The sequence below is a fragment of the Pseudomonas sp. UBA3153 genome, from assembly GCF_002364635.1.
Taxonomy (GTDB): Bacteria; Pseudomonadota; Gammaproteobacteria; order Pseudomonadales; family Pseudomonadaceae; genus Pseudomonas_O; species Pseudomonas_O kuykendallii.
This window is the reverse complement of the sequence record NZ_DEYR01000041.1, coordinates 67,367-89,407: the sequence shown is the minus strand read 5'-3', so window position 1 is coordinate 89,407 and position 22,041 is coordinate 67,367. Positions and strand designations below refer to the sequence as shown.

General features: G+C 67.6%; 19 protein-coding genes and 1 riboswitch. Of the genes, 6 read left to right on the top strand and 13 right to left on the bottom strand.

The features are described from left to right. The first annotated feature begins 17 nt into the window (after positions 1 to 17). Positions 18 to 260, top strand: coding sequence for an exodeoxyribonuclease VII small subunit (locus B2X67_RS10540; protein WP_282344110.1), 243 nt, complete (start codon positions 18 to 20; stop codon positions 258 to 260). Next, positions 257 to 1,144 carry a (2E,6E)-farnesyl diphosphate synthase gene (ispA, locus tag B2X67_RS10535; RefSeq protein WP_286785462.1) on the top strand — a complete coding sequence of 296 codons (888 nt, stop codon included), beginning with the start codon at positions 257 to 259 and terminating at the stop codon, positions 1,142 to 1,144. Before B2X67_RS10540 ends, ispA begins: the two co-directional genes overlap by 4 nt. Positions 1,145 to 1,195: 51 nt before the next feature. Here the strand turns inward: ispA and serB are convergent, their stop codons facing one another. Further along, positions 1,196 to 2,410, bottom strand: coding sequence for a phosphoserine phosphatase SerB (gene serB / locus B2X67_RS10530; protein WP_282344106.1), 1,215 nt, complete (start codon positions 2,408 to 2,410; stop codon positions 1,196 to 1,198). Between the two features lie 170 nt (positions 2,411 to 2,580). On the opposite strand from serB, the gene B2X67_RS10525 reads away from it, so the two are divergent. Then, positions 2,581 to 4,122 carry an AhpA/YtjB family protein gene (locus tag B2X67_RS10525; protein ID WP_286785461.1) on the top strand — a complete coding sequence of 514 codons (1,542 nt, stop codon included), beginning with the start codon at positions 2,581 to 2,583 and terminating at the stop codon, positions 4,120 to 4,122. A 378-nt stretch (positions 4,123 to 4,500) separates the two neighbouring features. Here B2X67_RS10525 and B2X67_RS10520 read toward each other — a convergent pair whose 3' ends face one another. The 9 genes from B2X67_RS10520 to B2X67_RS10480 form a co-directional block, all read right to left on the bottom strand. Then, a complete protein-coding gene (locus tag B2X67_RS10520; protein ID WP_286785460.1) occupies positions 4,501 to 5,199 on the bottom strand; it encodes a PqiC family protein in 699 nt (232 codons plus the stop codon). A gap of 228 nt (positions 5,200 to 5,427) precedes the next feature. Beyond that, positions 5,428 to 7,689 (bottom strand): DNA topoisomerase IV subunit A, encoded by a 2,262-nt coding sequence (gene parC / locus B2X67_RS10515; RefSeq protein ID WP_286785459.1) that lies wholly within the window; start codon positions 7,687 to 7,689, stop codon positions 5,428 to 5,430. 5 nt (positions 7,690 to 7,694) lie between these two features. Beyond that, positions 7,695 to 8,231, bottom strand: a complete 537-nt coding sequence (locus B2X67_RS10510) for a retropepsin-like aspartic protease family protein (RefSeq protein ID WP_090225845.1) — start codon at positions 8,229 to 8,231, stop codon at positions 7,695 to 7,697. Then, positions 8,228 to 9,220, bottom strand: a complete 993-nt coding sequence (locus B2X67_RS10505) for an esterase-like activity of phytase family protein (protein WP_286785458.1) — start codon at positions 9,218 to 9,220, stop codon at positions 8,228 to 8,230. The genes B2X67_RS10510 and B2X67_RS10505 overlap by 4 nt, the downstream gene beginning before the upstream one ends. After that, positions 9,217 to 11,106 carry a DNA topoisomerase IV subunit B gene (gene parE / locus B2X67_RS10500; RefSeq protein ID WP_286785457.1) on the bottom strand — a complete coding sequence of 630 codons (1,890 nt, stop codon included), beginning with the start codon at positions 11,104 to 11,106 and terminating at the stop codon, positions 9,217 to 9,219. Before parE ends, B2X67_RS10505 begins: the two co-directional genes overlap by 4 nt. Positions 11,107 to 11,119: 13 nt before the next feature. After that, positions 11,120 to 11,728 carry a YqiA/YcfP family alpha/beta fold hydrolase gene (locus B2X67_RS10495; RefSeq protein WP_376747786.1) on the bottom strand — a complete coding sequence of 203 codons (609 nt, stop codon included), beginning with the start codon at positions 11,726 to 11,728 and terminating at the stop codon, positions 11,120 to 11,122. Positions 11,729 to 11,778: 50 nt separating this feature from the next. Continuing rightward, on the bottom strand, positions 11,779 to 12,591 hold the full coding sequence (cpdA, locus tag B2X67_RS10490; RefSeq protein WP_286785456.1) for a 3',5'-cyclic-AMP phosphodiesterase: 813 nt from the start codon (positions 12,589 to 12,591) through the stop codon (positions 11,779 to 11,781). Positions 12,592 to 12,792: 201 nt separating this feature from the next. Beyond that, positions 12,793 to 13,245: a DUF1249 domain-containing protein gene (locus B2X67_RS10485; protein WP_090225836.1), complete on the bottom strand. Its 453-nt coding sequence runs from the start codon at positions 13,243 to 13,245 to the stop codon at positions 12,793 to 12,795. Further along, positions 13,236 to 13,853 (bottom strand): NUDIX domain-containing protein, encoded by a 618-nt coding sequence (locus B2X67_RS10480; RefSeq protein ID WP_286785455.1) that lies wholly within the window; start codon positions 13,851 to 13,853, stop codon positions 13,236 to 13,238. The genes B2X67_RS10485 and B2X67_RS10480 overlap by 10 nt, the downstream gene beginning before the upstream one ends. 179 nt (positions 13,854 to 14,032) lie before the next feature. On the opposite strand from B2X67_RS10480, the gene B2X67_RS10475 reads away from it, so the two are divergent. Next, positions 14,033 to 14,785: an RsiV family protein gene (locus B2X67_RS10475; protein ID WP_282344094.1), complete on the top strand. Its 753-nt coding sequence runs from the start codon at positions 14,033 to 14,035 to the stop codon at positions 14,783 to 14,785. A gap of 33 nt (positions 14,786 to 14,818) precedes the next feature. Here the strand turns inward: B2X67_RS10475 and cytX are convergent, their stop codons facing one another. Next, positions 14,819 to 16,111 carry a putative hydroxymethylpyrimidine transporter CytX gene (gene cytX / locus B2X67_RS10470; RefSeq protein ID WP_286785454.1) on the bottom strand — a complete coding sequence of 431 codons (1,293 nt, stop codon included), beginning with the start codon at positions 16,109 to 16,111 and terminating at the stop codon, positions 14,819 to 14,821. A gap of 134 nt (positions 16,112 to 16,245) precedes the next feature. After that, on the bottom strand, positions 16,246 to 18,141 hold the full coding sequence (gene thiC, locus B2X67_RS10465; protein ID WP_286785453.1) for a phosphomethylpyrimidine synthase ThiC: 1,896 nt from the start codon (positions 18,139 to 18,141) through the stop codon (positions 16,246 to 16,248). Between the two features lie 81 nt (positions 18,142 to 18,222). Continuing rightward, positions 18,223 to 18,329, bottom strand: a riboswitch (TPP riboswitch). Between the two features lie 192 nt (positions 18,330 to 18,521). Between thiC and B2X67_RS10460 the strand changes: the two genes are divergently transcribed. Next, positions 18,522 to 19,997, top strand: a complete 1,476-nt coding sequence (locus B2X67_RS10460) for a TolC family outer membrane protein (protein ID WP_282340536.1) — start codon at positions 18,522 to 18,524, stop codon at positions 19,995 to 19,997. A gap of 261 nt (positions 19,998 to 20,258) precedes the next feature. On the opposite strand, the gene waaA is transcribed toward B2X67_RS10460, so the two are convergent. Beyond that, positions 20,259 to 21,527, bottom strand: a complete 1,269-nt coding sequence (gene waaA / locus B2X67_RS10455; RefSeq protein WP_286785452.1) for a lipid IV(A) 3-deoxy-D-manno-octulosonic acid transferase — start codon at positions 21,525 to 21,527, stop codon at positions 20,259 to 20,261. Positions 21,528 to 21,667: 140 nt separating this feature from the next. Between waaA and B2X67_RS10450 the strand changes: the two genes are divergently transcribed. Then, the gene (locus B2X67_RS10450; RefSeq protein ID WP_090225819.1) at positions 21,668 to 22,000 is read left to right on the top strand and encodes a DMT family transporter; all 333 of its coding nucleotides are present in this window, start codon (positions 21,668 to 21,670) and stop codon (positions 21,998 to 22,000) included. Positions 22,001 to 22,041 lie beyond the last annotated feature (41 nt).

Here is a 22,041-nt window from a genome sequence, read left to right as displayed (position 1 = left end):
CGTCGTAGAGAACGCCCATGGCCCGCAAGAAAGCTGCACTCGATTTCGAACAATCCATCGCCGACCTGCAGAACCTGGTCGAGCGCCTGGAAAGCGGCGAGCTGTCGCTGGAAGACTCCCTGGGCGCCTTCGAGCAGGGCATCCGCCTCACCCGTGACTGCCAGGCGGCACTTAGCCAGGCCGAGCAGAAGGTGCAGATACTCCTGGAGCGTGACGGCGAAACCGAAGAAGCGCCCTTCGAAACGGACCCCGAGGCATGACCGCGGCCTATCAGAAAGCCTGCCGGGCACGTGTCGACGCGTGCCTGGAGCGGTTCTTCCAGGCCCCGCAGGACGATCTGGCGCGGCTCTACCAGGCGATGCGCTACAGCGTGATGAACGGCGGCAAGCGGGTGCGCCCGATCCTCGTCTACGCCGCCTGCGAAGCCCTCGGCGGCGACGCCGAACAGGCCGACAACGCGGCCTGTGCCGTCGAGCTGATCCATGCCTATTCGCTGGTGCACGACGATCTGCCGGCGATGGACGACGACGACCTGCGTCGTGGCCAGCCGACCACCCACAAGGCGTTCGACGAAGCGGCGGCGATTCTCGCCGGCGACGGCCTGCAGAGCCTGGCCTTCAGCGTGCTGGCGGAACCGGGCGCACGTAGCGCCAGCGCCGAGACCCGCCTGCGCATGCTGACCACCCTGGCCCGCGCGGCCGGGCCCGAAGGCATGGTCGGCGGGCAGGCGATCGACCTGGAGTCGGTGGGGCGGCAGATCGACCAGCGCGCGCTGGAAAGCATGCACCGGCACAAGACCGGCGCGCTGATCGAAGCCAGCGTGTGCCTCGGCGCCCTCGCCAGCGGCCGGGCCGACGACGCGGCGCTGGCCGCGCTGCAAACCTACGCGCGGGCCATCGGCCTGGCGTTCCAGGTGCAGGACGACATCCTCGACGTGGAGAGCGATACCGCGACGCTGGGCAAGACCCAGGGCAAGGACCAGGCCCAGGACAAGCCCACCTACCCGGCCCTGCTCGGCCTGGAACCCGCCAAGGCCTACGCGCTGGACCTGCGCGACCAGGCGCTGGCCGCGCTGGAGGCCTTCGGCAAACGCGCCGAACCGCTGCGCGACCTCGCGCGTTTCATCGTCGAACGGCGCAGCTAACAGCCATCACTCCCGCGGGGCGGATTCAACCGCCCCGCAGACAGGACCGTCCTAGTCCTGCCCTTCCCGATCGCGAAAACCGAGCAGATAGAGGATGCCATCGAGGCCAAGGGTGGAAATCGCCTGCTTGGCCGACTGCTTGACCAGCGGCTTGGCGCGGAAGGCCACGCCGAGACCGGCCAGGCCGAGCATCGGCAGGTCGTTGGCGCCGTCGCCCACTGCGATGGTCTGCTCCAGGCGCAGGCCTTCCTGTTCCGCCAGCTGTCGCAGCAGGTCGGCCTTGCGCTGGGCGTCGACGATCGGCTCGACGGCGACGCCGGTGAGCACGCCGTTCTCGATCTGCAGTTCGTTGGCGAACACGTAGTCGATGCCCAGCCTGGCCTGCAGTTGTCGGGCGAAGTAGCTGAAGCCGCCGGAAAGGATCGCGGTTTTGTAGCCCAGCCGCTTGAGCTCGGCGAACAGCACCTCGGCGCCTTCGGTCAGGCGCAGCGAGGCGCCGACGGCTTCCAGCTCGGATTCCGGCAATCCCTTGAGCAGCGCCAGACGCTCGGTGAAGCTGGCGCGGAAATCCAGCTCGCCGCGCATCGCCCGCTCGGTGATCTCGGACACCTTCTCGCCGACGCCGGCAACCTTGGCCAGCTCGTCGATGACTTCCGCCTCGATCAGCGTCGAATCCATGTCGAACACCGCCAGGCGCCGGTTGCGGCGGAACACCGAGTCGCGCTGGAAGGCGATGTCGACGTTCAACTCCTGCGCCACGCTGAGGAACTCGGCGCGCAGCGCCAAGGTGTCGGCCGGCTCGCCGCGCACCGAGAACTCGATGCAGCCGTTGCTGCGCTCATCCGGCGTATCCAGCGGCATACGCCCGGAAAGACGGTCGATACGATCGATGTTGAGGCCGAACTTGGCGGTGATCGAGCTGACCCGCTGCAGCTGTTCGGCGGTCACCTTGCGCGTCAGCAGGGTGACGATGTGGCGGGATTTGCCCTGGCCGCCGACCCATTGCTGGTAGTCGGCTTCCGAAACCGGCGTGAAGCGCACCTGCTGATCCAGCTTGTAGCCAGTGAAGAGCACTTCCTTGAGCACCGCAGAGGCGCGCTGGTTGTCCGGGATTTCCACCAGGATGCCGAACGATAGCGTGTCGTGGATCACCGCCTGGCCGATATCGAGGATGTTCACCCCGCCCTGCGCCAGCGCGCCGGTGATGGCGGCGGTCAGGCCCGGGCGGTCTTCCCCGGTGATGTTGATCAGGACGATTTCGCGCAAGGTGCTGGCTCCGCTGAAGAATGCGGCGGCCATTCTAACCGAGCCGTCGACGCCCGGCTTCCCGCTCTGCGCGTCCGCCTGGCGCAAAGGCGGGTGTCTGGCTTGAAGCCTGGCCCGGCTTTTCCCGTATACTGCCGGCCACATTTCCTACTCGAGAAGAGCCGAGCTCCGTGAACCGGCCAGCCCCCGTCAAGCCCGACAACTTCTTCCTCCTCATCTTCCACGCCCTGCGTCAGCGGCGTGTACCCCTGGCCCTGCGCATCGCCAGTCACAGCCTGTTGCTGGTGGCCCTGGCGCTGGTGATCTACGCCTGGGTGATGGGGATGCAGTTCAAGCAGGCGATGCAGTCGCAAGCCGATGCCCTCGGCCAGAGCCTGATCACCCAGACCGCCTCCTCCGCGCGCGATCCACTGGTGTCCAACGACATCCTCAGCCTCAACGTGCTGCTGGGCAACCTGGTGAAGAACCGGCTGGTCGCCCACGCGGCGATCTACAGCGTCGACAACCGCCTGCTCGCCGAGGCCGGTTCGCGGCCCAAGCAGAGCATGCTCGGCGAGACCGAAGGCGTGTTCTCCACGCCGATCACCTTCCAGGAAGTGATTGCCGGGCAGCTGCGTATCAGCCTCGACATGCAGCAGTTCGAGCAGCCGATGACCATCAGCCTGCAGAGCATGGGGCTGCTCAGCCTGATCCTGCTGGCGCTGACCCTGTCGCTGAGCCTGCGCCTGGGCCGGCACATCTCGACGCCGCTGCTGGAGCTGCGGGTGTGGCTGCGCGACCCGGACGATCCGGCGCCCGGCGCAGGCCGCCAGGACGAGATCGGCGACCTCGCGCGCCAGTTGCAGGCGCGCCTGGTGCCGGAAAAACCCGAGCCCGAGCCCGAAGACGAATACCTCGAGGAGGACTACCTCGACCAGGAAGCCGAAGAAGAGTTCGAGGTACGCGACCTCGGCGACAGCCGCTTCGACAGCGACGAGGAAGACGACGACGAACCGGCCCCGATGCGCGCCTCGAGCCGCCTTCACGACGAGGACGATCCGTTCTCCGAGCTGCGCGACGAAAGCCCGGTCGAGACGTCGAGAACACGGCCGCCGGTACAGGTGCAGCCGGCCCGGGTCACGGTGGCTCCGAGCCTGCCCGCGCTCAGCGCGGTACTGGCGATCCAGCTCGGCGCCCAGGAACAGCTGCGCCGCCTGCCGCGCAGTCGCCTGCTCGACCTGCTGAAGCGCTACCGCGACTGCCTGGACAAGGCCGCCTCGCTCTATCAGTGCGACCTGCACACGCTGAGCGACGGCAGCAGCCTGTTGCTCTTCCATCGCCAGGACAGCGGCGAGGACTACCTGACCCACGCGCTGTGCTGTGGCGAACTGATGCGCGCCCTCGGCCACGCCCTGCAGATCGAAGTCGCCGACAGCGGCATCGCCCTGCAACTGCAACTGGGGCTGACCCTCGGGGAAGACCTGGCCGGCCTCGACCAGCCCGAACTGCTGCTCAGCGAAACCGCCCAGGACGCCCTGGCCCTGTCGCAGCACAGCCGCAACCTGCTGCTGGTGGGACGCCGCATCGCCGACGACCCTCTGCTGCGCCAGCGCGCGCGCATCCGCCCGATCGCCAGCCCCGAGGGCGCCTGCTGCGTCGAGCGCCTGCTCGAACCCTACCCCTCGCTGCTCGAACGCCAGCTGGTGCGCATGCAGGACATGAACGGCCGCTGAGGCGGCCGTTTCGTTGGTGATCCTGGGGCCTCGCCCGGTGGGTTACGCGGCGTTGCGCTGCGGAGTCGTGCCCACCGCCAGTGCCTATCGCCGCTAACCCACCCTACGTCCAGATGCCACCGCCACCCGTAGGGTGGGTTAGGCGCATCATCGGTGTTTCGGACGCTCCCCGCACCACGTGCGCCGTAACCCACCAGACGTGTTATCGCCAACCTCCGCCCGGTGGGTTACTCGGCGTTAACCTGCGGTGTCGTACCCACAAAGCCGAGCCTATCGCCGCTAACCCACCCTACGGATCTGCGGCGAAAACCTCCCTTCGGCCCATAAAAAAGCCCGGAGCGCGCTGGGCGGTCCGGGCTCTTGCGCGTGCGGCGCGGGCTAGAAGCGGAACACTTCGGCGCCGTTGCGCACCGGTTCGGCGACCGGGATGCGCGAAGGCTTCTCCTTGGTCGCAGTCGCCGCCCTCGCCTCGGCCTTGCGCGCGCTTTCGGCCAGCTGCCGCGACAGCGGGCCGATCGTCTCGGCCATCTCGCCCGCCAGGCGCTGCAGCAGCACGCCCTGGGCGCGCACCTGATCCGCGGCGCTGCCCTGATGCTCCTCCTGCAGGCGCACCAGGCGGGTATCGCGCAGTTGCCCGGCCTTGTCCACCAGGCGCCACTGCGCTTCGAGCACCGCCGGCTGGGTAGGGCCGGAATCCAGCCGCGTGATGTTCAGCTGGGCCTGCACGTCGGCGCTGAAACCGATCGCCGGGGCGAGCGCCACGCGCTGGCTGTTCAGGCGTCCGGCGAGCTGCCGCAGGAGCACATCGTCGACGTTCGCCGAAAGGCGCCCGGCCCAGCGCGCGTCACGGTCGGCGAGCAGGCTGCCATCGGCCTGGCGCTGCAGCAGGTTGTCCTGGGACAGGTATTCGGCGAGTTGGATCGGACCGAGCAGCACCGCCGGTCCGCTGGCCTTCTGTGGAATGGCCGGACTGCCGCTGTCTAGCTGATAGAGCGGTGCCGGCGTTTTGCTCATGCAGCCGCCCAGACCCAGCAGGGCGGTCAGGAAGAACAGACGGGAAACGCGCACGAGAGTCATCAAGAGTCATCCACTGGCCACCCCTGGTGACCGGTTGTTGCATACGGGAGCGCTGCGCTGAAAAGCCGCAGCGTCTCGGCGGCCTATGATCCTTCAAACCGGCGCGCGACTCCAGTGCGACCACCGGTCGATTGCGCTGAGTATGCCACCCGGGCCGCAGGATGCGGGAGCTGCAGCCGGGGCGAAATCGCTTCCGGCTGTGTCCGGGAGAACGTCCCGCCGGCCGACTCAGGGCGCCAGCGGTTCGACCAGCAGCGAGTCGACGCGCTGGAAGCCACGCGGCAGCTTGTTTCCGCGGCGCCCACGCTCGCCCTTGTAGTGCTCCAGATCGCTGGCCTTGAGCGACAGCACTCGCTTGCCGGCCTGCAGAACGAGGGTCGACCCAACCGGCAGAACGGCCAGGTCGGTGAGGTATTCCTCGCGGCTGGCGACGCGGTCGCCGGGGATGCCGATGATCTTGTTGCCCTTGCCCTTGGCCAGCTGCGGCAGGTCACGGATCGGGAATAGCAGCAGCCGTCCCTCGGTGGTCACCGCCGCCAGCCAGTCCTGGTCGCGATCGGCGAGCGGCCGCGGCGCCACCACCCGCGCGCCGGCGGGCAACGAGAGCAGCGCCTTGCCCGCCTTGTTCTTCGCCTGCAGGTCCTCGCCCTTGACCACGAAGCCGTAGCCGGCATCGGAGGCGATCACGTAGAGCGCCTCGTCCTCGGGCAGCAGCACGCACTCGAAGCTGGCGCCTGGCGGCGGTTGCAGGCGGCCGGTGAGCGGCTCGCCCTGGCCGCGCGCCGAGGGCAGCGAATGGGCGGCCAGCGAATAGCTGCGCCCGGTGGAGTCGATGAACACGGCGAACTGGTTGGAGCGCCCAGGCGCGGCGACCTTGAAGCCGTCGCCGGCCTTGTAGGAAAGCCCGGTGGCGTCGATGTCGTGGCCCTTGGCGCAGCGCACCCAGCCCTTCTCGGAGACCACCACGGTGACCGGCTCGGTAGGCATCAGTTCGGTTTCCGAGAGCGCCCTGGCTTCGGCGCGGGCGACGATCGGCGAGCGGCGGTCGTCGCCGTACTTCTCGGCGTCCTCGAGCAGCTCCTTGCGCACCAGCTTCTTCAGCTTGGCCTCGCTGCCGAGGAGCGCCAGCAGCTTTTCACGCTCCCTGGCCAGCTCTTCCTGCTCGCCACGGATCTTCATTTCCTCGAGGCGCGCCAGCTGACGCAGGCGGGTGTCGAGGATGTAGTCGGCCTGGGTATCGCTCAGCTCGAAGCGCTGCATCAGCACCGCTTTGGGATGTTCCTCGGTACGAATGATGTGGATCACTTCGTCCAGGTTGAGGAAGGCGATCAACAGGCCTTCCAACAGGTGCAGGCGCTTTTCCACCTTATCCAGGCGGAACTGCAGGCGCCGGCGCACGGTGTTGACGCGGTAGACCAGCCATTCCACCAGCAGCTGGCGCAGGTTCTTCACCGACGGTTTGCCGTCCAGGCCGATGACGTTGGTGTTGACCCGGTAGCTGGACTCCAGGTCGGTGGTGGCGAACAGGTGCTGCATCAGCTCGTCGGCATCCACGCGGTTGGAGCGTGGGATGATGACGATGCGGCAGGGGTTCTCATGGTCCGATTCGTCGCGCAGGTCGGCGACCATCGGCAGCTTCTTCGCCTGCATCTGCCCGGCTATCTGCTCCAGCACCTTGGCCCCGGAGACCTGGTGCGGCAGCGCAGTGACGACGATGTCGCCGTCCTCGACGCGATAGACGGCGCGCATGCGCACCGAGCCGCGGCCGGTTTCGTAGAGTTTCAGCAGGTCGGCGCGCGGCGTGATGACTTCCGCCTCGGTCGGGAAATCCGGGCCGAGGATGTGTTCGCAGAGCTGCTCCACCGTGGCGTTCGGCTCGTCGAGCAGGCGCACGCAGGCGGCGGCGACTTCGCGCAGGTTGTGCGGCGGCACGTCGGTGGCCATGCCCACGGCGATCCCGGTGGTGCCATTCAACAAGAGGTTGGGAAGCCGCGCCGGCAGCGTCGCCGGCTCGTCCAGGGTGCCGTCGAAGTTCGGCACCCAGTCCACGGTGCCCTGGCCGAGTTCGCTGAGCAGCACCTCGGAATAGCGCGACAGGCGCGCCTCGGTGTAGCGCATGGCGGCGAAGGATTTCGGATCGTCCGGCGCGCCCCAGTTGCCCTGGCCGTCGACCAGCGTGTAGCGGTAGCTGAACGGCTGGGCCATCAGCACCATGGCTTCGTAGCAGGCGGAATCGCCGTGCGGGTGGAACTTGCCGAGCACGTCGCCGACGGTACGCGCCGACTTCTTGTGCTTGGAGTCGGCGTCCAGTCCCAACTCGCTCATCGCGTAGACGATGCGGCGCTGCACCGGTTTCAGGCCGTCGCCGATGTGCGGCAGGGCGCGATCCATGATCACGTACATCGAGTAGTTGAGGTAGGCCTGCTCGGTGAAGTCGGCCAGGGAGCGGCGCTCCACGCCTTCCAGGCTCAGGTCGAGGGTTTCGCTCATCGGGTCTATTCCTGGGTTCTGTTCGGTGTATAGCGGCGCAGCACCAGGGTGCCGTCGCGCTGGGTGAATTCGAGTTGGCGCAGCGCGCTCATGCCGAGCAGAACGCGCTCGCCGTCGAAACCGGGCGCCACCAGGGCGCGCACGTCCTGGAGCACGATGTCGCCGATGCGCAGGCTGCGCAGGCGGGTACGATAGCCCTCGCTGCGGCCGTTGGCGGTCATCAGGCCCACCGCTTCGCCGCGCTCCAGGCCAAGGCGCTCGGCCACCGACTGAGGAATCGCCACGTCGGTTGCACCGGTGTCGAGAAGGAAGCTCACCGGCTGCTCGTTGATCTGCCCGCTGGCGATGAAGTGCCCGCGGCCGTCGCCGGCCAGCTGCACTTCGACGTAGTTCTCGGCATGCCGCGACTGCGGTGCCTGGTTGGGGTTCTCCCGCGATGCCTGCCACTCGCCGAAGAAGCGCGTGGCCAGCAGCAGGCCGGCGCCCCAGGCGAGCACCAGCATCACCCGGCCGATGCGCTGGCCCGGTCGCTGCGTGCTCACGGGTTCGCTCCCCAGCCCCTGGCCGGCGCGGCGAAGCGCCAGAGGATCGGGCGGTCCTCGCCATCGCCGCGGGCGTGCTTGCCGTTGTCGAGCATGATCCAGGCGCCGTTGGCGTCCACCACCAGGCCTTCGGCCATGCCCCAAGTCTTGCCGTAGTCGCGCGCCTCGGTCAGCCCTTCCCGGGCGAACGACCAGCAGCGCTCGGCATCGCCGTGCTTCAGCGAGCGCCGGCAGATGCGATAGGTCGCGCGTTCCAGGGTGTAGAGCTTGCCGTCGAACAGCGAAAGGCCGGAGAAGTCGCGCGGCATGCTGTCACCCTTCGGCGTGTCCTCGCGCCCGCCTTCGCTCATCAGCACGCAGCCGTCGCTGCACGCCCAGCCGCCCTTGCGCTTCTGCAGGGCCAGCAGGCCACGCTTCTCGCGCTCGGCGGCGAGCCACAGGCGGTCGCCCTCGGGGTTGATGACGATGCCCTCGAACAAACTGTTGTACTGCTGCAACATGCCACTGGCCCGCGCCTGACGAACCAGGGCCGGGGGCAGCAGCAGCCAGCTCGGCGGAGCCGCCAGCGGTATCTGCAGCACGGCGGCCTGGCTTTCGCTGACCAGATAGCGGTTGCCCGCCGCGTCGCAGGCCAGGCCTTCGAAATCAAGCTCGCCGCCGCGCATCTTGCCGAGCACCCAGGCGCTGCTGCGCAGGCCGGCGGAGAGCCCCACGTCCGGTGCAGGCGGGGCGACGAAGGTTTCCACCTCGACCTGCCACGGCTCGCCGCCGGCCTGGGGAGTCAGCCGGTAGAAGCGGTCGTCCTCGCGATCGGAGACGGTCCACAACGAATCGCCGCAGCGCTCCAGGCCGGAGAGATTGCCCGCCGGCACGCCGTCGATGACGTGCTCGTCGAGCAGCGTCAGCTCCTCCAGCTCGGCGGCGGCGCAGGGTTGCAGCAGGATCAACAGCGGCAGAAGGGCGAGGACCGCGCGCGCGCCTGGGGTCACACCAGAACCTCGGCGAGGTTGCCCTTGGACTCCAGCCAGCTCTTGCGGTCGCCGGCGCGTTTCTTCGCCAGCAGCATGTCCATCATCTCGCGGGTCGCGTCGAAGTCTTCCAGGGTCAGTTGCACCAGGCGCCGGGTGTTCGGGTCCATGGTGGTCTCGCGCAGCTGCAGCGGATTCATCTCGCCAAGCCCCTTGAAGCGGGTGACCTGCGGCTTGCCGCGTTTCTTCTCGGCGCTCAGCCGCTCGAGAATGCCGTCTCGCTCCGCCTCGTCGAGGGCGTAGTGGATTTCCTTGCCCAGGTCGATGCGGTACAGCGGCGGCATCGCCACGTATATGTGCCCGGCATCCACCAGCGGGCGGAAGTGGCGGACGAACAGCGCGCAGATCAGCGTGGCGATGTGCAGGCCGTCGGAGTCGGCGTCGGCAAGGATGCAGATCTTGCCGTAGCGCAGCTCGCCCAGGTCCGGCGAGCCGGGATCGACGCCGATGGCCACGGCGATGTGGTGCACTTCCTGGCTGGCGAGCACTTCGCCGCCGTCGACTTCCCAGGTGTTCAGGATCTTCCCGCGCAGCGGCAGGATCGCCTGGAACTCCTTGTCCCGCGCCTGCTTGGCCGAGCCGCCGGCGGAGTCTCCCTCGACCAGGAACAGCTCGGAGCGCATCGGGTCCTGGCCGGCGCAATCGGCCAGCTTGCCGGGCAGCGCCGGGCCCTGGGTGATCTTCTTGCGTTCGACCTTCTTGCCGGCCTTGAGGCGGCGGCCGGCGTTGCTGATCGCCAGCTCGGCGAGCTGCAGGCCGAGCTCGGGGTGGGCGTTGAGCCACAGGCTGAAGGCGTCCTTGACCACCCCGGAGACGAACGCAGCGGCCTCGCGGGAGGACAGGCGCTCCTTGGTCTGGCCGGAGAATTGCGGCTCCTGCATCTTCATCGAGAGGACGAAGGCGATGCGCTCCCAGACGTCTTCCGGGGCCAGCTTGACGCCGCGCGGCAGCAGGTTGCGGAACTCGCAGAACTCGCGCATGGCGTCCAGCAGGCCCTGGCGCAGGCCGTTGACGTGGGTGCCGCCCTGGGCAGTGGGGATCAGGTTGACGTAGCTTTCCTGCACGCTCTCGCCACCCTCGGGCAGCCACAGCAGCGCCCAGTCCACGGCTTCCTTAGTGCCGGCGAGGGAACCGACGAAGGGCGCGTCGGGCAGGCGCAGGTGTTCGGCGACCGAGTCGGCGAGGTACGAGCGCAGGCCGTCCTCGTAGTGCCACTCGACCTTCTCGCCGCTGGCCTTGTCCTCGAAGCTCACCGACAGGCCCGGGCAGAGCACGGCCTTGGCCTTGAGCACGTGCTTGAGGCGGCTGATGGAGAACTTCGGCGTATCGAAGTACTTCGGGTCCGGCCAGAAGTGCACGCTGGTGCCGGTGTTGCGCTTGCCGACCGTACCGACCACCGCCAGGTCGCTGGCCCTGAAGCCGTCGGCGAAGCTCATCAGGTACTCGCTGCCGTCGCGCTTGACGCGCACTTCGACGCGGGTCGACAGCGCGTTCACCACCGAGATGCCGACGCCGTGCAGGCCGCCGGAGAACTGGTAGTTCTTGTTCGAGAACTTGCCGCCGGCGTGCAGCTTGGTGAGGATCAGCTCGACACCGGACACGCCCTCTTCCGGGTGGATGTCCACTGGCATGCCGCGGCCGTCGTCCATCACTTCCAGTGAGTTGTCCTCGTGGAGGATCACCTGCACCGAACGGGCGTGGCCAGCGAGGGCCTCGTCGACGCTGTTGTCGATGACTTCCTGGGCCAGGTGGTTGGGCCGCGAGGTGTCGGTGTACATGCCCGGGCGCTTGCGCACCGGGTCGAGCCCGGAAAGGACTTCGATGGCGTCGGCGTTGTAAGTGGCCATGAGCTCTCGTGGTCTAGATGTCGGAAAAATCGCTGTCGCGCCAGTGCCGCGGATCGAACCCGGCGAAGTGCAGGAGCGCCGGCAGGCGCTCGGCGAACCCCTGAAAGCCATGGTCGCCACCGGCCTGGATGCGCAGCGCGCAGCCGCGGTAATAGGCCTGGGCGTGGCGGTAGTCGAGGGTTTCGTCGGCGGTCTGCAGCCACACCTGGTAGCGCTGCGCATCCTTGGGTGCAGGCACTTCCAGCCCGGCCAGGGCATCCACGTGATCCTGGGTGAGTTCCCAGGTCTCGCCGCTGTAATGGTTCGTCTGCGGCCCGAGATGACCGTCGAACAACCGGTGCGGGCTGACCGCCGGGTTGATCAGCAGGGCCTTGAGGCCATGGCGCTCGGCGAGGTGGGTCGCATAGTAGCCGCCCAGCGAGCTGCCGACCAGCACCGGCCGGCCCAGCTCGGCGATCAGCGCATCGAGCGTGGCGATGGCTTCGCGCGGATGGTGGTGCAGCGCCGGAACCCGCAGCCGGTCGCTCCAGCCGAGGCGTGCCATGGCCCGCGTCAGCTGGCTCGCCTTGAGCGAATCGGGCGAACTGTTGAGGCCGTGTAGATAGAGAATGGAAGTCATCATGGGGTGGGGAGGCTACAAGTTCGGGCGTAGCCGCCGCAAGCGTCGCGCCGTCAGTAACCCTTGATGCTGTAGTCGACGACGAAATCGATGCCGGTGACCCGCGACACGCCGGTCTCCAGGCTGCCGTCGTCGTTCAGCCGCAGCCAGCGATAGCCGGGCGCCAGGCGGTCGACCTGGAACGCCTCGCTGCCCGGCGCGAACTGCACGCAGGTCGAGGGCGACGCCAGCAGGCGCACGCCGTTGCGCTGCTGGTCGAATTCCTGGTGCACGTGGCCCCAGAGCAGCGCGCGCACCTGCGGAAAACGGTCGGTGACGGCGAACAGCGCCGCCGGGTTGCGGACGCCGATCGGCTCCATCCAGCGGCAACCGATGGACACCGGGTGGTGATGGAAGCTGACCAGCACATGACGCTGCCCGGCCCCCGCCAGGGCATCCTCCAGCAGTTGCAGCTGCGCGTCGTCGAGATGCCCGGGCACGGCGCCGGGGATGGTGCTGTCGAGCAGGATCAGCCGCCAGGCGCCGATGTCCACCACCGCTTCGAGCAGGTCGGTGCCGGCGCAGGCTTCGCGCATCGGCGCGCGTTCGTCGTGGTTGCCGGGGAACCAGCGCGCCGGCGCGTCGATCGCGGCGCTCATCTGGCGGAAACGCTGGTACGACGCCAGCGATCCGTCCTGCGAAAGGTCGCCGCTGGCGAGCAGCAGATCGATCCGCGGCTGCTCCTCGAGCACCCGCTCGATGACCCGCTGCAGGCTGTCCGAGGTGTCCATGCCCAGCAGCTTGCCGTCCGCCTCGGCGAAGAGGTGACTATCGGACAACTGCACCAGCAGGACCGACGAGTCGGCATGGGTTGACAGGCGCGGCAAGGCTGTCTCCTTCGATCGAAAGTTGCGGGATTATGGTGTCTAGGGCGCGGCCGGGCAAACCATGAAGGGGACGCAGGTCACAGTTGGCGCGACAGCCCGTCGCAGAAGTGGCTGCGCGGTCCCGGAAACGGGTGGCAGCGGCGGCGTGTGGCTCTCGCCCGCCAACCAGGCGTCGCGGCGCGCCATGGCGCTGACGCCACGCTAGATCTGCCGCTCCAGTTCGTGCCCGCAGGCCAGGCAATGGCTCAGCCACTCGCCGAGGAACAGGTTGAGCTGGCTCTTCTCGTCGGGCTGGTGCATGTCGGCATTCGGGTAGGGATAGATGCCACGGAAGCGCCGGGCCTTTTCCGCGCAGATCACCTCGGCCATGCGCGCGTCGTGATAGACGCGCACCTCCAGCCGCGGCACCGGCAGCCACGGCAGGCTGTGTTCCTGGCGAACCTGCAGGGTGGTGGTGTACGGGCCGGCGTCGAGCACTTCGAGGGCGAGCACGCCGAGCAGGCGCTCACCCTGGCTCAGGGCGACCCGGCGCGCGCCGTTACCGTCGCGCATCGACGGCAGGAGGCGCATCAGCCGGGCGTAATTCGCCTCGCAGGTGGCCTGCAGGCCGGTCAGATCGACCCGGTAACGTTCACGCAACAGATTCAAGACCAGAGCCCCCGAACTTCATTTCGATTCAAGGCCAGCCATTGCAAGGCGATGATGCTGGCAGCGTTGTTGATGCGGCCATCCCTGAGCAACTGCAAGGCATCGGCGAACGACAGCAGGTGTACGCGAATATCCTCGCCCTCCTCTTCCAGACCATGCAAGCCGCCGGCGCCCTCGCTGTCGCAGCGCCCCACGTACAGGTGAACCAGTTCGTCGCTGCCGCCGGGAGAGGGGAAATAGGTGGTGATCGGCCAGAGCGCGTCGAGGGTCAGCCCGGACTCCTCGACCGCTTCGCGGCGCGCCACGTCCTCGGGCTCCTCGGCCTTGTCGATCAGGCCGGCGACCAGCTCGAGCATCCAGGGGTTTTCCGCCTTGTCGAGGGCGCCGACGCGGAACTGCTCGATCAGCACCACGCGGTCGTGCTTCGGGTCGTAGGGCAACACGCAGACGGCGTCGTGGCGGACGAACAGCTCACGGCTGATCTGCGGCCCCATCGCTCCGGAAAACTGCCGGTGACGCAGGTGCAGGCGATCGAGCCGGTAGAAACCCTGGAAGCAGTTTTCCCGCTCGACGAGTTCCACCGCACCGGCGTCGGGCTTGAAGGTATCGATCATGCTCGGCTCGCTTGCTGGTTGATGTTCGCGCCATCCTAACGCGCCCGATCGGCAGGCGCAGCCCTTTGCGGATTAACCGCGGCCTGTGTTATTCGTCACCCGATCCGGAGGCCGCTCAGGCGAACTCGGGCCACTTCGGGCAATCGAAGACCGCACCCTAACCGACTGTGCAAACCACGATGAATTCCCTACCTTTCGCGAAACCCTTCTGCCTCGCCGGGCTGGTCCTGGCGCTCGGCGCCTGCCAGACCTTCACCCCGCCGCCCAAGGACAAACCGCTCGAAGCCCAGCACATTGCCTGGGAGCATCGCTCCGCCGGTTGCCAGGCCAGCGACTGTGCGCTGATCAACGTCGATACCTTGCGTTTCATCGACGAACCAGCCCTCACCGAGCTGATCGAAAAGCGCCTGCTGGCGATGACCGACGACTCGCCGGACCGCGCGCCGGCGGCCACCCTGCAGGATTACGAGAAGGAATTCCTCACCCGCGCCGATGCGCGCTGGGCGACCTATCTGCAGGCGAAAGTAATCGACCAGCATGACCAGTTGACGGTGGTCGAGCTGTCCAGCTACCTGGAAACCGGCGGCGCCCACGGCATGCCCGGCCGCGGCTTCATCAACTACGACCGCCAGCAGGACCGCGCCCTGACCTTGCAGGACGTGCTGCTGCCCGGCCAGGAAGAGGCCTTCTGGCGCCTCGCGGCGCAGGCGCACCAGCGCTGGCTGGCCGAAAACAAGTTCGCCCAGGAACCCGGATTCACCGCCAACTGGCCGTTCCAGCGCACCGACAACGTCGCCCTGAAGAAGGACGAAGTGCTGCTCAAGTACCCGGTCTACAGCATCGCGCCTTACGCCGCCGGGCATCCGGAACTGCACCTGGCGTATGCGCAGCTGCAGGGCATCCTGCAGCCGCAGTACCTGCCGAAGAAGTGACGCGCGGGGCGCCTCGCGCGCCCCGCGCCTAGCTCATGCGACCGTGGACGCCTGCCGGCCGCGCCGCGACCAGCCGAACGCAAGTTGCAGCACGCCGGCGAGCAGCAGCGACGGCAGCGTCGCGCCCACGTCCGGTGCCAGCTGCGCCAGCAGGTGGTAGATGACCGCACCGCACGCCCAGGCGACCAGCGCATCCCAGCGCAAGCCGGCCGGCGCCACGGCGGCGCGGCGCTGGCGCAGCACGAAGTGGTCGACCAGCACCACGCCGAACAGCGGCGCGAACACCGAGCCGATCATCAGCAGGAAGTTCTGATACTCCGCCAGCGGCGCGAACAGCGCGATCAGTGTGCACAACGTACCCAGGCCCAGCGCCAGGTGCTCGACCTTCAACGCCACCAGGGTGCCGCTGGACACCGCCGCGGAGTGGATGTCGGCGAAGGCGTTTTCCGACTCGTCCAGCAGGATCAGCAGCAGCGGAATGCCCAGTCCGGCGCCGGCCAGCGCCAGCAGCAGGGCGTTCATCTCGCCGCTCGGGGCGAAGGCCAGGGTGTAGGCCACACCCAGGCTCATCAGCCAGACGTTGCCGCAGAAGAAACCCGCCGCGCTGCCGGCGAACACCCGCCCGGCCGCCTTGCCGAAGCGCGAGTAATCGGCGATCAGCGGCAGCCACGACAGCGGCATGGCGATGGCAATGTCGAAACCCAGGGCGAACGGCAGCGAACCGTCGCCGGCGCGCGCCCACAGCTCGCCAAGGTCGGCCTTGTCGAAGAGATTCCAGGTCAGCCACAGGCAGGCGCCGAGCAGCAGCCAGATGCCCCACTTGCGCAGCACCCGGCGCACGAAGGTCAGCGGGCCGCTCACCGCCAGCAGCGTGGCCAGTGCGCCAAAGAACAGCGTCCACAGCCACGGACTGGTCAGCACGCTGCCCTCGGCGAACACCTTGCCGGCCAGCAGGCTGGCGGCATCGCGCATGACGATGATCTCGAAAGCCCCCCAGCCGACCAGTTGCAGCAGGTTGAGCAGCGCCGGCAGCACCGCACCGCGGCTGCCCAGGCTGAGTTTCAGCGCGGACATCGCCGACAATCCGGTATCAGCGCCGATCACCGCCACCGCGCCGAGCAGCAGCACGCCGACCGCGGTGCCGAGCAGGATCGCGCCGACCCCGCCCGCCAGGCCGAGGCCCGGCGCCAGCAGGCCGCCGAGCTGCAGCACCATCAGTCCGATGCCGAGGGAGAACCACAGGGAAAACAGATCGCGCGCGCCCAGCACGCGCTGGGCGGCGGGGACGGCAACGCCAGGGGAATAGGTGCCGGAAGGAAGAGGCATCGTAGGGGGCTCGTTCAGGTGAAAGACGGCTGCGGACTGGCCGCAGCGCTGTGTATTCGCAGGGTGGATGACGCTCTATCCCTCCACCGCGCGGCGTGCCTGGTGGACGGCAAAAGCATCGTCCACCAAGCGCATCAGACCTGCTTGTAGATCACCGAACCCTCGCCCTTGAAGCGCTCGGCCTGCTCGCGGAAACCCGCCTCGACCGCCTTGCTCTCGTCGGAGAGGCCGTTGTCCTTGGCGTAGTCGCGGACTTCCTGGGTGATCTTCATCGAGCAGAACTTCGGCCCGCACATGGAGCAGAAGTGAGCGACCTTCGCCGAGTCCTTCGGCAGGGTTTCGTCGTGGTAGGCGCGGGCGGTGTCCGGGTCCAGGCCGAGGTTGAACTGGTCTTCCCAGCGGAACTCGAAACGCGCCTTGCTCAATGCGTTGTCGCGGATCTGCGCCCCCGGATGCCCCTTGGCGAGATCCGCCGCATGGGCGGCGATCTTGTAGGTGATGATGCCGGTCTTCACGTCATCCTTGTTCGGCAGCCCCAGGTGTTCCTTGGGGGTGACGTAGCAGAGCATGGCGCAACCGAACCAGCCGATCATCGCGGCGCCAATTCCCGAGGTTATGTGGTCGTAGCCCGGCGCAATGTCGGTGGTCAGCGGGCCGAGGGTGTAGAACGGCGCCTCGTCGCAGCATTCGAGCTGCTTGTCCATGTTCTCCTTGATCAACTGCATCGGCACGTGGCCCGGGCCTTCGATCATGCATTGCACGTCGTGCTTCCAGGCGATCTTGGTCAGCTCGCCGAGGGTTTCCAGTTCGCCGAATTGCGCGGCGTCGTTGGCGTCGGCAATCGAGCCTGGGCGCAGGCCATCACCCAGCGAGAAGGACACGTCGTAGGCCTTCATGATTTCGCAGATGTCTTCGAAATGGGTGTAGAGGAAGTTTTCCTTGTGGTGGGCCAGGCACCACTTGGCCATGATCGAACCACCACGGGACACAATGCCGGTCACGCGCTTGGCGGTCAGCGGCACGTAGCGCAACAGCACGCCGGCATGGATGGTGAAGTAGTCCACGCCCTGTTCGGCCTGCTCGATGAGGGTGTCGCGGAACAGCTCCCAGGTCAGGTCCTCGGCCACGCCGCCGACCTTCTCCAGCGCTTGGTAGATCGGCACCGTACCGATCGGCACTGGCGAGTTGCGGATGATCCACTCGCGGGTTTCGTGGATGTGCTTGCCGGTGGAAAGGTCCATCACCGTGTCCGAACCCCAGCGAATGCCCCAGGTCAGCTTGGCCACTTCTTCTTCGATAGACGAACCCAGGGCGCTGTTGCCGATATTGCCGTTGATCTTCACCAGGAAGTTGCGGCCGATGATCATCGGCTCCAGCTCGGTGTGGTTGATGTTCGCCGGGATGATCGCGCGGCCGCGGGCCACTTCCTCACGGACGAACTCGGCGGTGATCTCCTTCGGGATGCTCGCGCCGAAGCTATGCCCGCCGTGCTGCTGATCGAGCAAACCGGCGGCGCGGTGTTCGGCCAGCTTCATGTTCTCGCGGATGGCGATGTATTCCATCTCGGGCGTGATGATGCCCTGCCGCGCGTAGTGCATCTGGCTGACGTTTCTGCCGGGCTTGGCGCGGCGCGGGTTGCGTACGTGGGCGAAGCGCATCCGTGTCAGTTCCGGATTGGCCAGGCGCTCCTGGCCGAACCGCGAACTCAGTCCATCGAGCAACTCGGTATCGTCGCGATCCGCGATCCACGCCGAGCGCACATCGCCCAGCCCCTTGCGCACGTCGATCTGCACGGCCGGATCGGTGTAGGGGCCGGAGGTGTCGTAGACCAGCACCGGGGCGTTGATCTCGCCACCGAATGCGGTCGGCGTGACGTCCAGGCTGATTTCGCGCATCGGCACGCGGATGTCCGGGCGGCTGCCTTGCACGTAGATCTTCTGCGAACGGGGAAACGGCTGGATGGACTGCTGGTCGACCCGAGCGCTGTCGCTGAGGTTGGCACGGTCGTCTTGTTGTTGTTTTACGGTCATCGGCTGGCTCCTGGCTGAATGTCGGAGCGAACCTGATGAAGCAGAGGTGCACCAGGACCGGTGCCGAGAGGAGCCGCCCTAGGGCGAGCACATCTTGTTCCCTACGCAGGCCTTAACCTGATCAGGTTCAACGGGATCCGGAACTCTCCGATCTCAGCCTCCGATTCGAGGCACCCCGACAAGAACGGCCCCAGTCTAAACAACCCCCGGCGATAAAACCAACCCCAGCGCAGGGTCATCGTCCGGAGGTTAAATGATGATTTGTCATCAACCCCGGCACAAATGGCCGGAGAGCCCGCCAATCAACGGCCATGGCGCGCTTGACCGGCATGGGTGGTGCACTTAGCCTTGCCGCTCTCGAAACGAATCTAGGAACGATCATGCTGCGCAGACTTTCGCTGGCTGTCGCTGTGGCTGCGGCTTCCTCCGGCCTGGCTCAGGCACAAGAAGTGCCCCTCTCCAGCAAGACCGACCTGGTCACCGTCTACCAGGAAGCCGTCAACAACAACGCCGACCTGGCCGCCGCCCGCGCGCAGCTCGCCGCCCGCCAGGAACTGGTGCCCCAGGCGCGCGCCGGTCTCCTGCCGTACCTCAGCGCCGGCGCCTTCACCGGCGACACGCGGACCAAGATCGATACCAGCGCCGGCAGCCAGAAGGTCGATCGCAACGCCTTCTCCTATCAGGCCAACCTCAGCCAGCCGCTGTTCCGCGCCGACCGCTGGTTCCAGCTGCAGGCCGCCCAGGCGACCAGCGAACAGGCCGCGCTGGAGTTTTCCGCAACCCAGCAGAACCTGATCCTGCAGACCGCCGAGACCTACTTCGCGGTGCTCCGCGCGCAGGACAACCTGGCCGCCACCAAGGCCGAGGAATCCGCCTTCAAGCGCCAGCTCGACCAGGCCAACGAGCGCTTCGACGTTGGCCTGTCCGACCGCACCGACGTGCTGCAATCCCAGGCCGGCTACGACACCGCGCGGGCCAACCGGATCATCGCGCAGCGCAACGTCGACGACGCCTTCCAGGCGCTGATCACCCTGACCAACCGCGACTTCCCGGCCGTCGAGGGCATCCGTCACACCCTGCCCGTGCAGACGCCGGTGCCGAACGACGCGAAGTCCTGGGTCGACACCGCCGCGCAGCAGAACCTTAACCTGCAGGCCGTCAACTACGCGGTCAACGCCGCCGAAGAGACGCTGCGCCAGCGCAAGGCCGGCCACGCACCAACCCTGGATGCCGTCGCCAGCTACGAGAAGGGCGATAACGATGCGCTGGGCTTCAGCAATTCCGGCGCCAACGAGGCGCTCGGCGCCGCAGCCGGGATCAATCTTCCGCGCTACAACGGCGACGTCGAGCAGACCAGCATCGGCGTGCAACTGAACATCCCGATCTTCAGCGGCGGCCTGACCAGTTCCCAGGCCCGCGAGGCCTACCAGTTGCTCAACCAGGCCGAGCAGCAGCGCGAAAGCCTGCGCCGTCAGGTGGTACAGGACACCCGCAACCGTCACCGCGCGGTGAACACCGACGTCGAGCAGGTCGCCGCCCGGCGCCAGTCCATCGTCTCCAACCAGAGCGCGGTGGAAGCCACCGAGATCGGCTACCAGGTCGGCACCCGCAACATCGTCGACGTGCTCGACGCGCAGCGCCAGCTGTACGCCTCGGTGCGCGACTACAACAACGCGCGCTACGACTACATCCTCGACAACCTGCGCCTGAAACAGTCCGCCGGCACCCTCAGCCCGGCCGATCTGGAAACCCTGGCCAGCTACCTCAAGCCCGACTACGATCCGGACCGCGACTTCCTGCCACCCGACCTCGGCGCCACGGAGCGCGAGCAGCGCAACAAGACCCCGCAGCTCTGAGCAACACGCACGAAGAGAAAAGCCCGGCAAATGCCGGGCTTTTTTTACACGTCGATCATACGCATGCGCCCACCTCGACGTAGGGTGGGCCACGCCCACCGCAACGGAGCCCGGCGACATACTGCCCGATGGGTTACGGCGCCAATCACCGCAAACGCCCGCACCCACGCAGCACGCCTGACCCACCCTACGGAAGCCCCGCACCGCGACGTAGGGTGGGCCACGCCCACCGCAGCGAAACCCGGCGATACACCGCCCCGGCTAATCCAGCAATCGCCCCAGCCCCGCCAGCAGCCGCCCGAGCGCGCCCTCGTTGGCCCGCATCACGCGCAGGCCGGCGTCGGCCATGGCCTGGGCCTGGGCGCGGTCGGCGAACAACCCGTCCAGGCGGTCGGCCAGGGCTTCGCCATCGGCAACTTCCACCAGCGCGCCGGCTTCGCGCAATTGCGCGGCGATGTCGAGGAAGTTGAACAGGTGAGGACCGCTGAGCACCGGTTTACCCAGCGCGGCGGGCTCCAGCAGGTTGTGCCCGCCGTTCGGCACCAGGCTGCCGCCGACGAACGCCAGATCGGCCAGCGCGTAGAGAAACAGCAGCTCGCCCATGGTGTCGCCGACCAGCACCGAGGTTTCCGCGCCCGGGAGCTCGCCGGTGGATCGCCGCACGCTGCCGAAACCGCTCTGCCGGCACAGCTCGAACACCGCGCCGAAGCGTTCCGGGTGGCGCGGTACCAGGACCAGCAGCGCATCGGGACGGCGCCCCAGCAACTGCCGATGCGCCGCCAGCAGCACCTCGTCCTCGCCCGCGTGGGTGCTGGCGGCGATCCACAGTGGCCGCGCCGTGGCCTGCCACGCCTCGCGCAACGCGGCGGCGCGTTCGATCAGCGCCGGGTCGATGCTCAGGTCGAACTTGATCGATCCGGTCACCTCGACGCACTTCGCCCGCGCGCCCAGTTGGCGGAAACGCTGCGCCTCCACCTCGCTCTGCACCGCGATCAGCGCCAGCTCGGCGAGCATCGGCGCGGTGAGCCTGGCGAAACGCGCATAGCCCCGCGCCGAGCGTTCGGACAGCCGTGCATTGGCGAGGGCTACCGGAATGCCGCGGCGGGCGCACTGGTGGATGTGATTCGGCCACAGCTCGGTTTCCATGATCACCGCCAGGCGTGGCCGCAGCCGGCGCAGGAAGCGCGCCGCCGCCCACGGCAGGTCGTAGGGCAGGTAGCAATGGGCGACCTGGTCGCCGAACAGCGCACGAATGCGCTCGGAGCCGGTGGGGGTCATGCAGGTGACGGTGATCGGGAGGTCCGGGTAGCGCTGGCGCAGGGCGCGGATCATCGGCGCCGCGGCGATGCTTTCGCCCACCGACACCGCATGTACCCATATGCCGCCGGGAGCGACCTTGGGCAGCGCCAGGGCGAAACGTTCGCCGATGCGCTGGGCGTAGGCCGGAGCGCGGCGCGCGCGCCAAAACAGGCGGGCTACGATGATCGGCAGGGCGAGGTGGAAAATCAGGCTGTAGAGGCGTCGGTTCATGGGCGCGCAGCGTAGCAAAAAACCGGCGGAATTTTCCGCAGGCGCGTGCGCCTCGGCGGCAGCGACGCCGACGGGCCGAACCCGGCCCTGCGGACGCGGCGCAGCGGTTAGAATCCGCCGCTCGATAAGGAGTCCCGAACATGACCGGTTACCTGTATCTCGGCATCGCCATCGCCGCCGAAGTGATCGCCACCACGTCGATGAAATCGCTCGCCGGTTTCAGCAAGCCACTGCCGCTGGCCCTGGTGATCTGCGGCTACGGCCTGTCGTTCTGGATGCTCGCGCTGGTGGTGAAGAGCATTCCGGTCGGCATTGCCTACGCGATCTGGGCGGGCCTGGGCATCGTCCTGGTGAGCATCGCCGCGGCGCTGATCTACGGGCAGAAACTCGATCTGCCCGCCATCGCCGGCATGGCTCTGATCGTCGCCGGCGTGGTGGTGATCCAGCTGTTTTCCGCCAGTACCGGCCACTGAGCGGCCCCCGGCGTCTGCTTTGTCGCAGCTTCCGGCAGGCG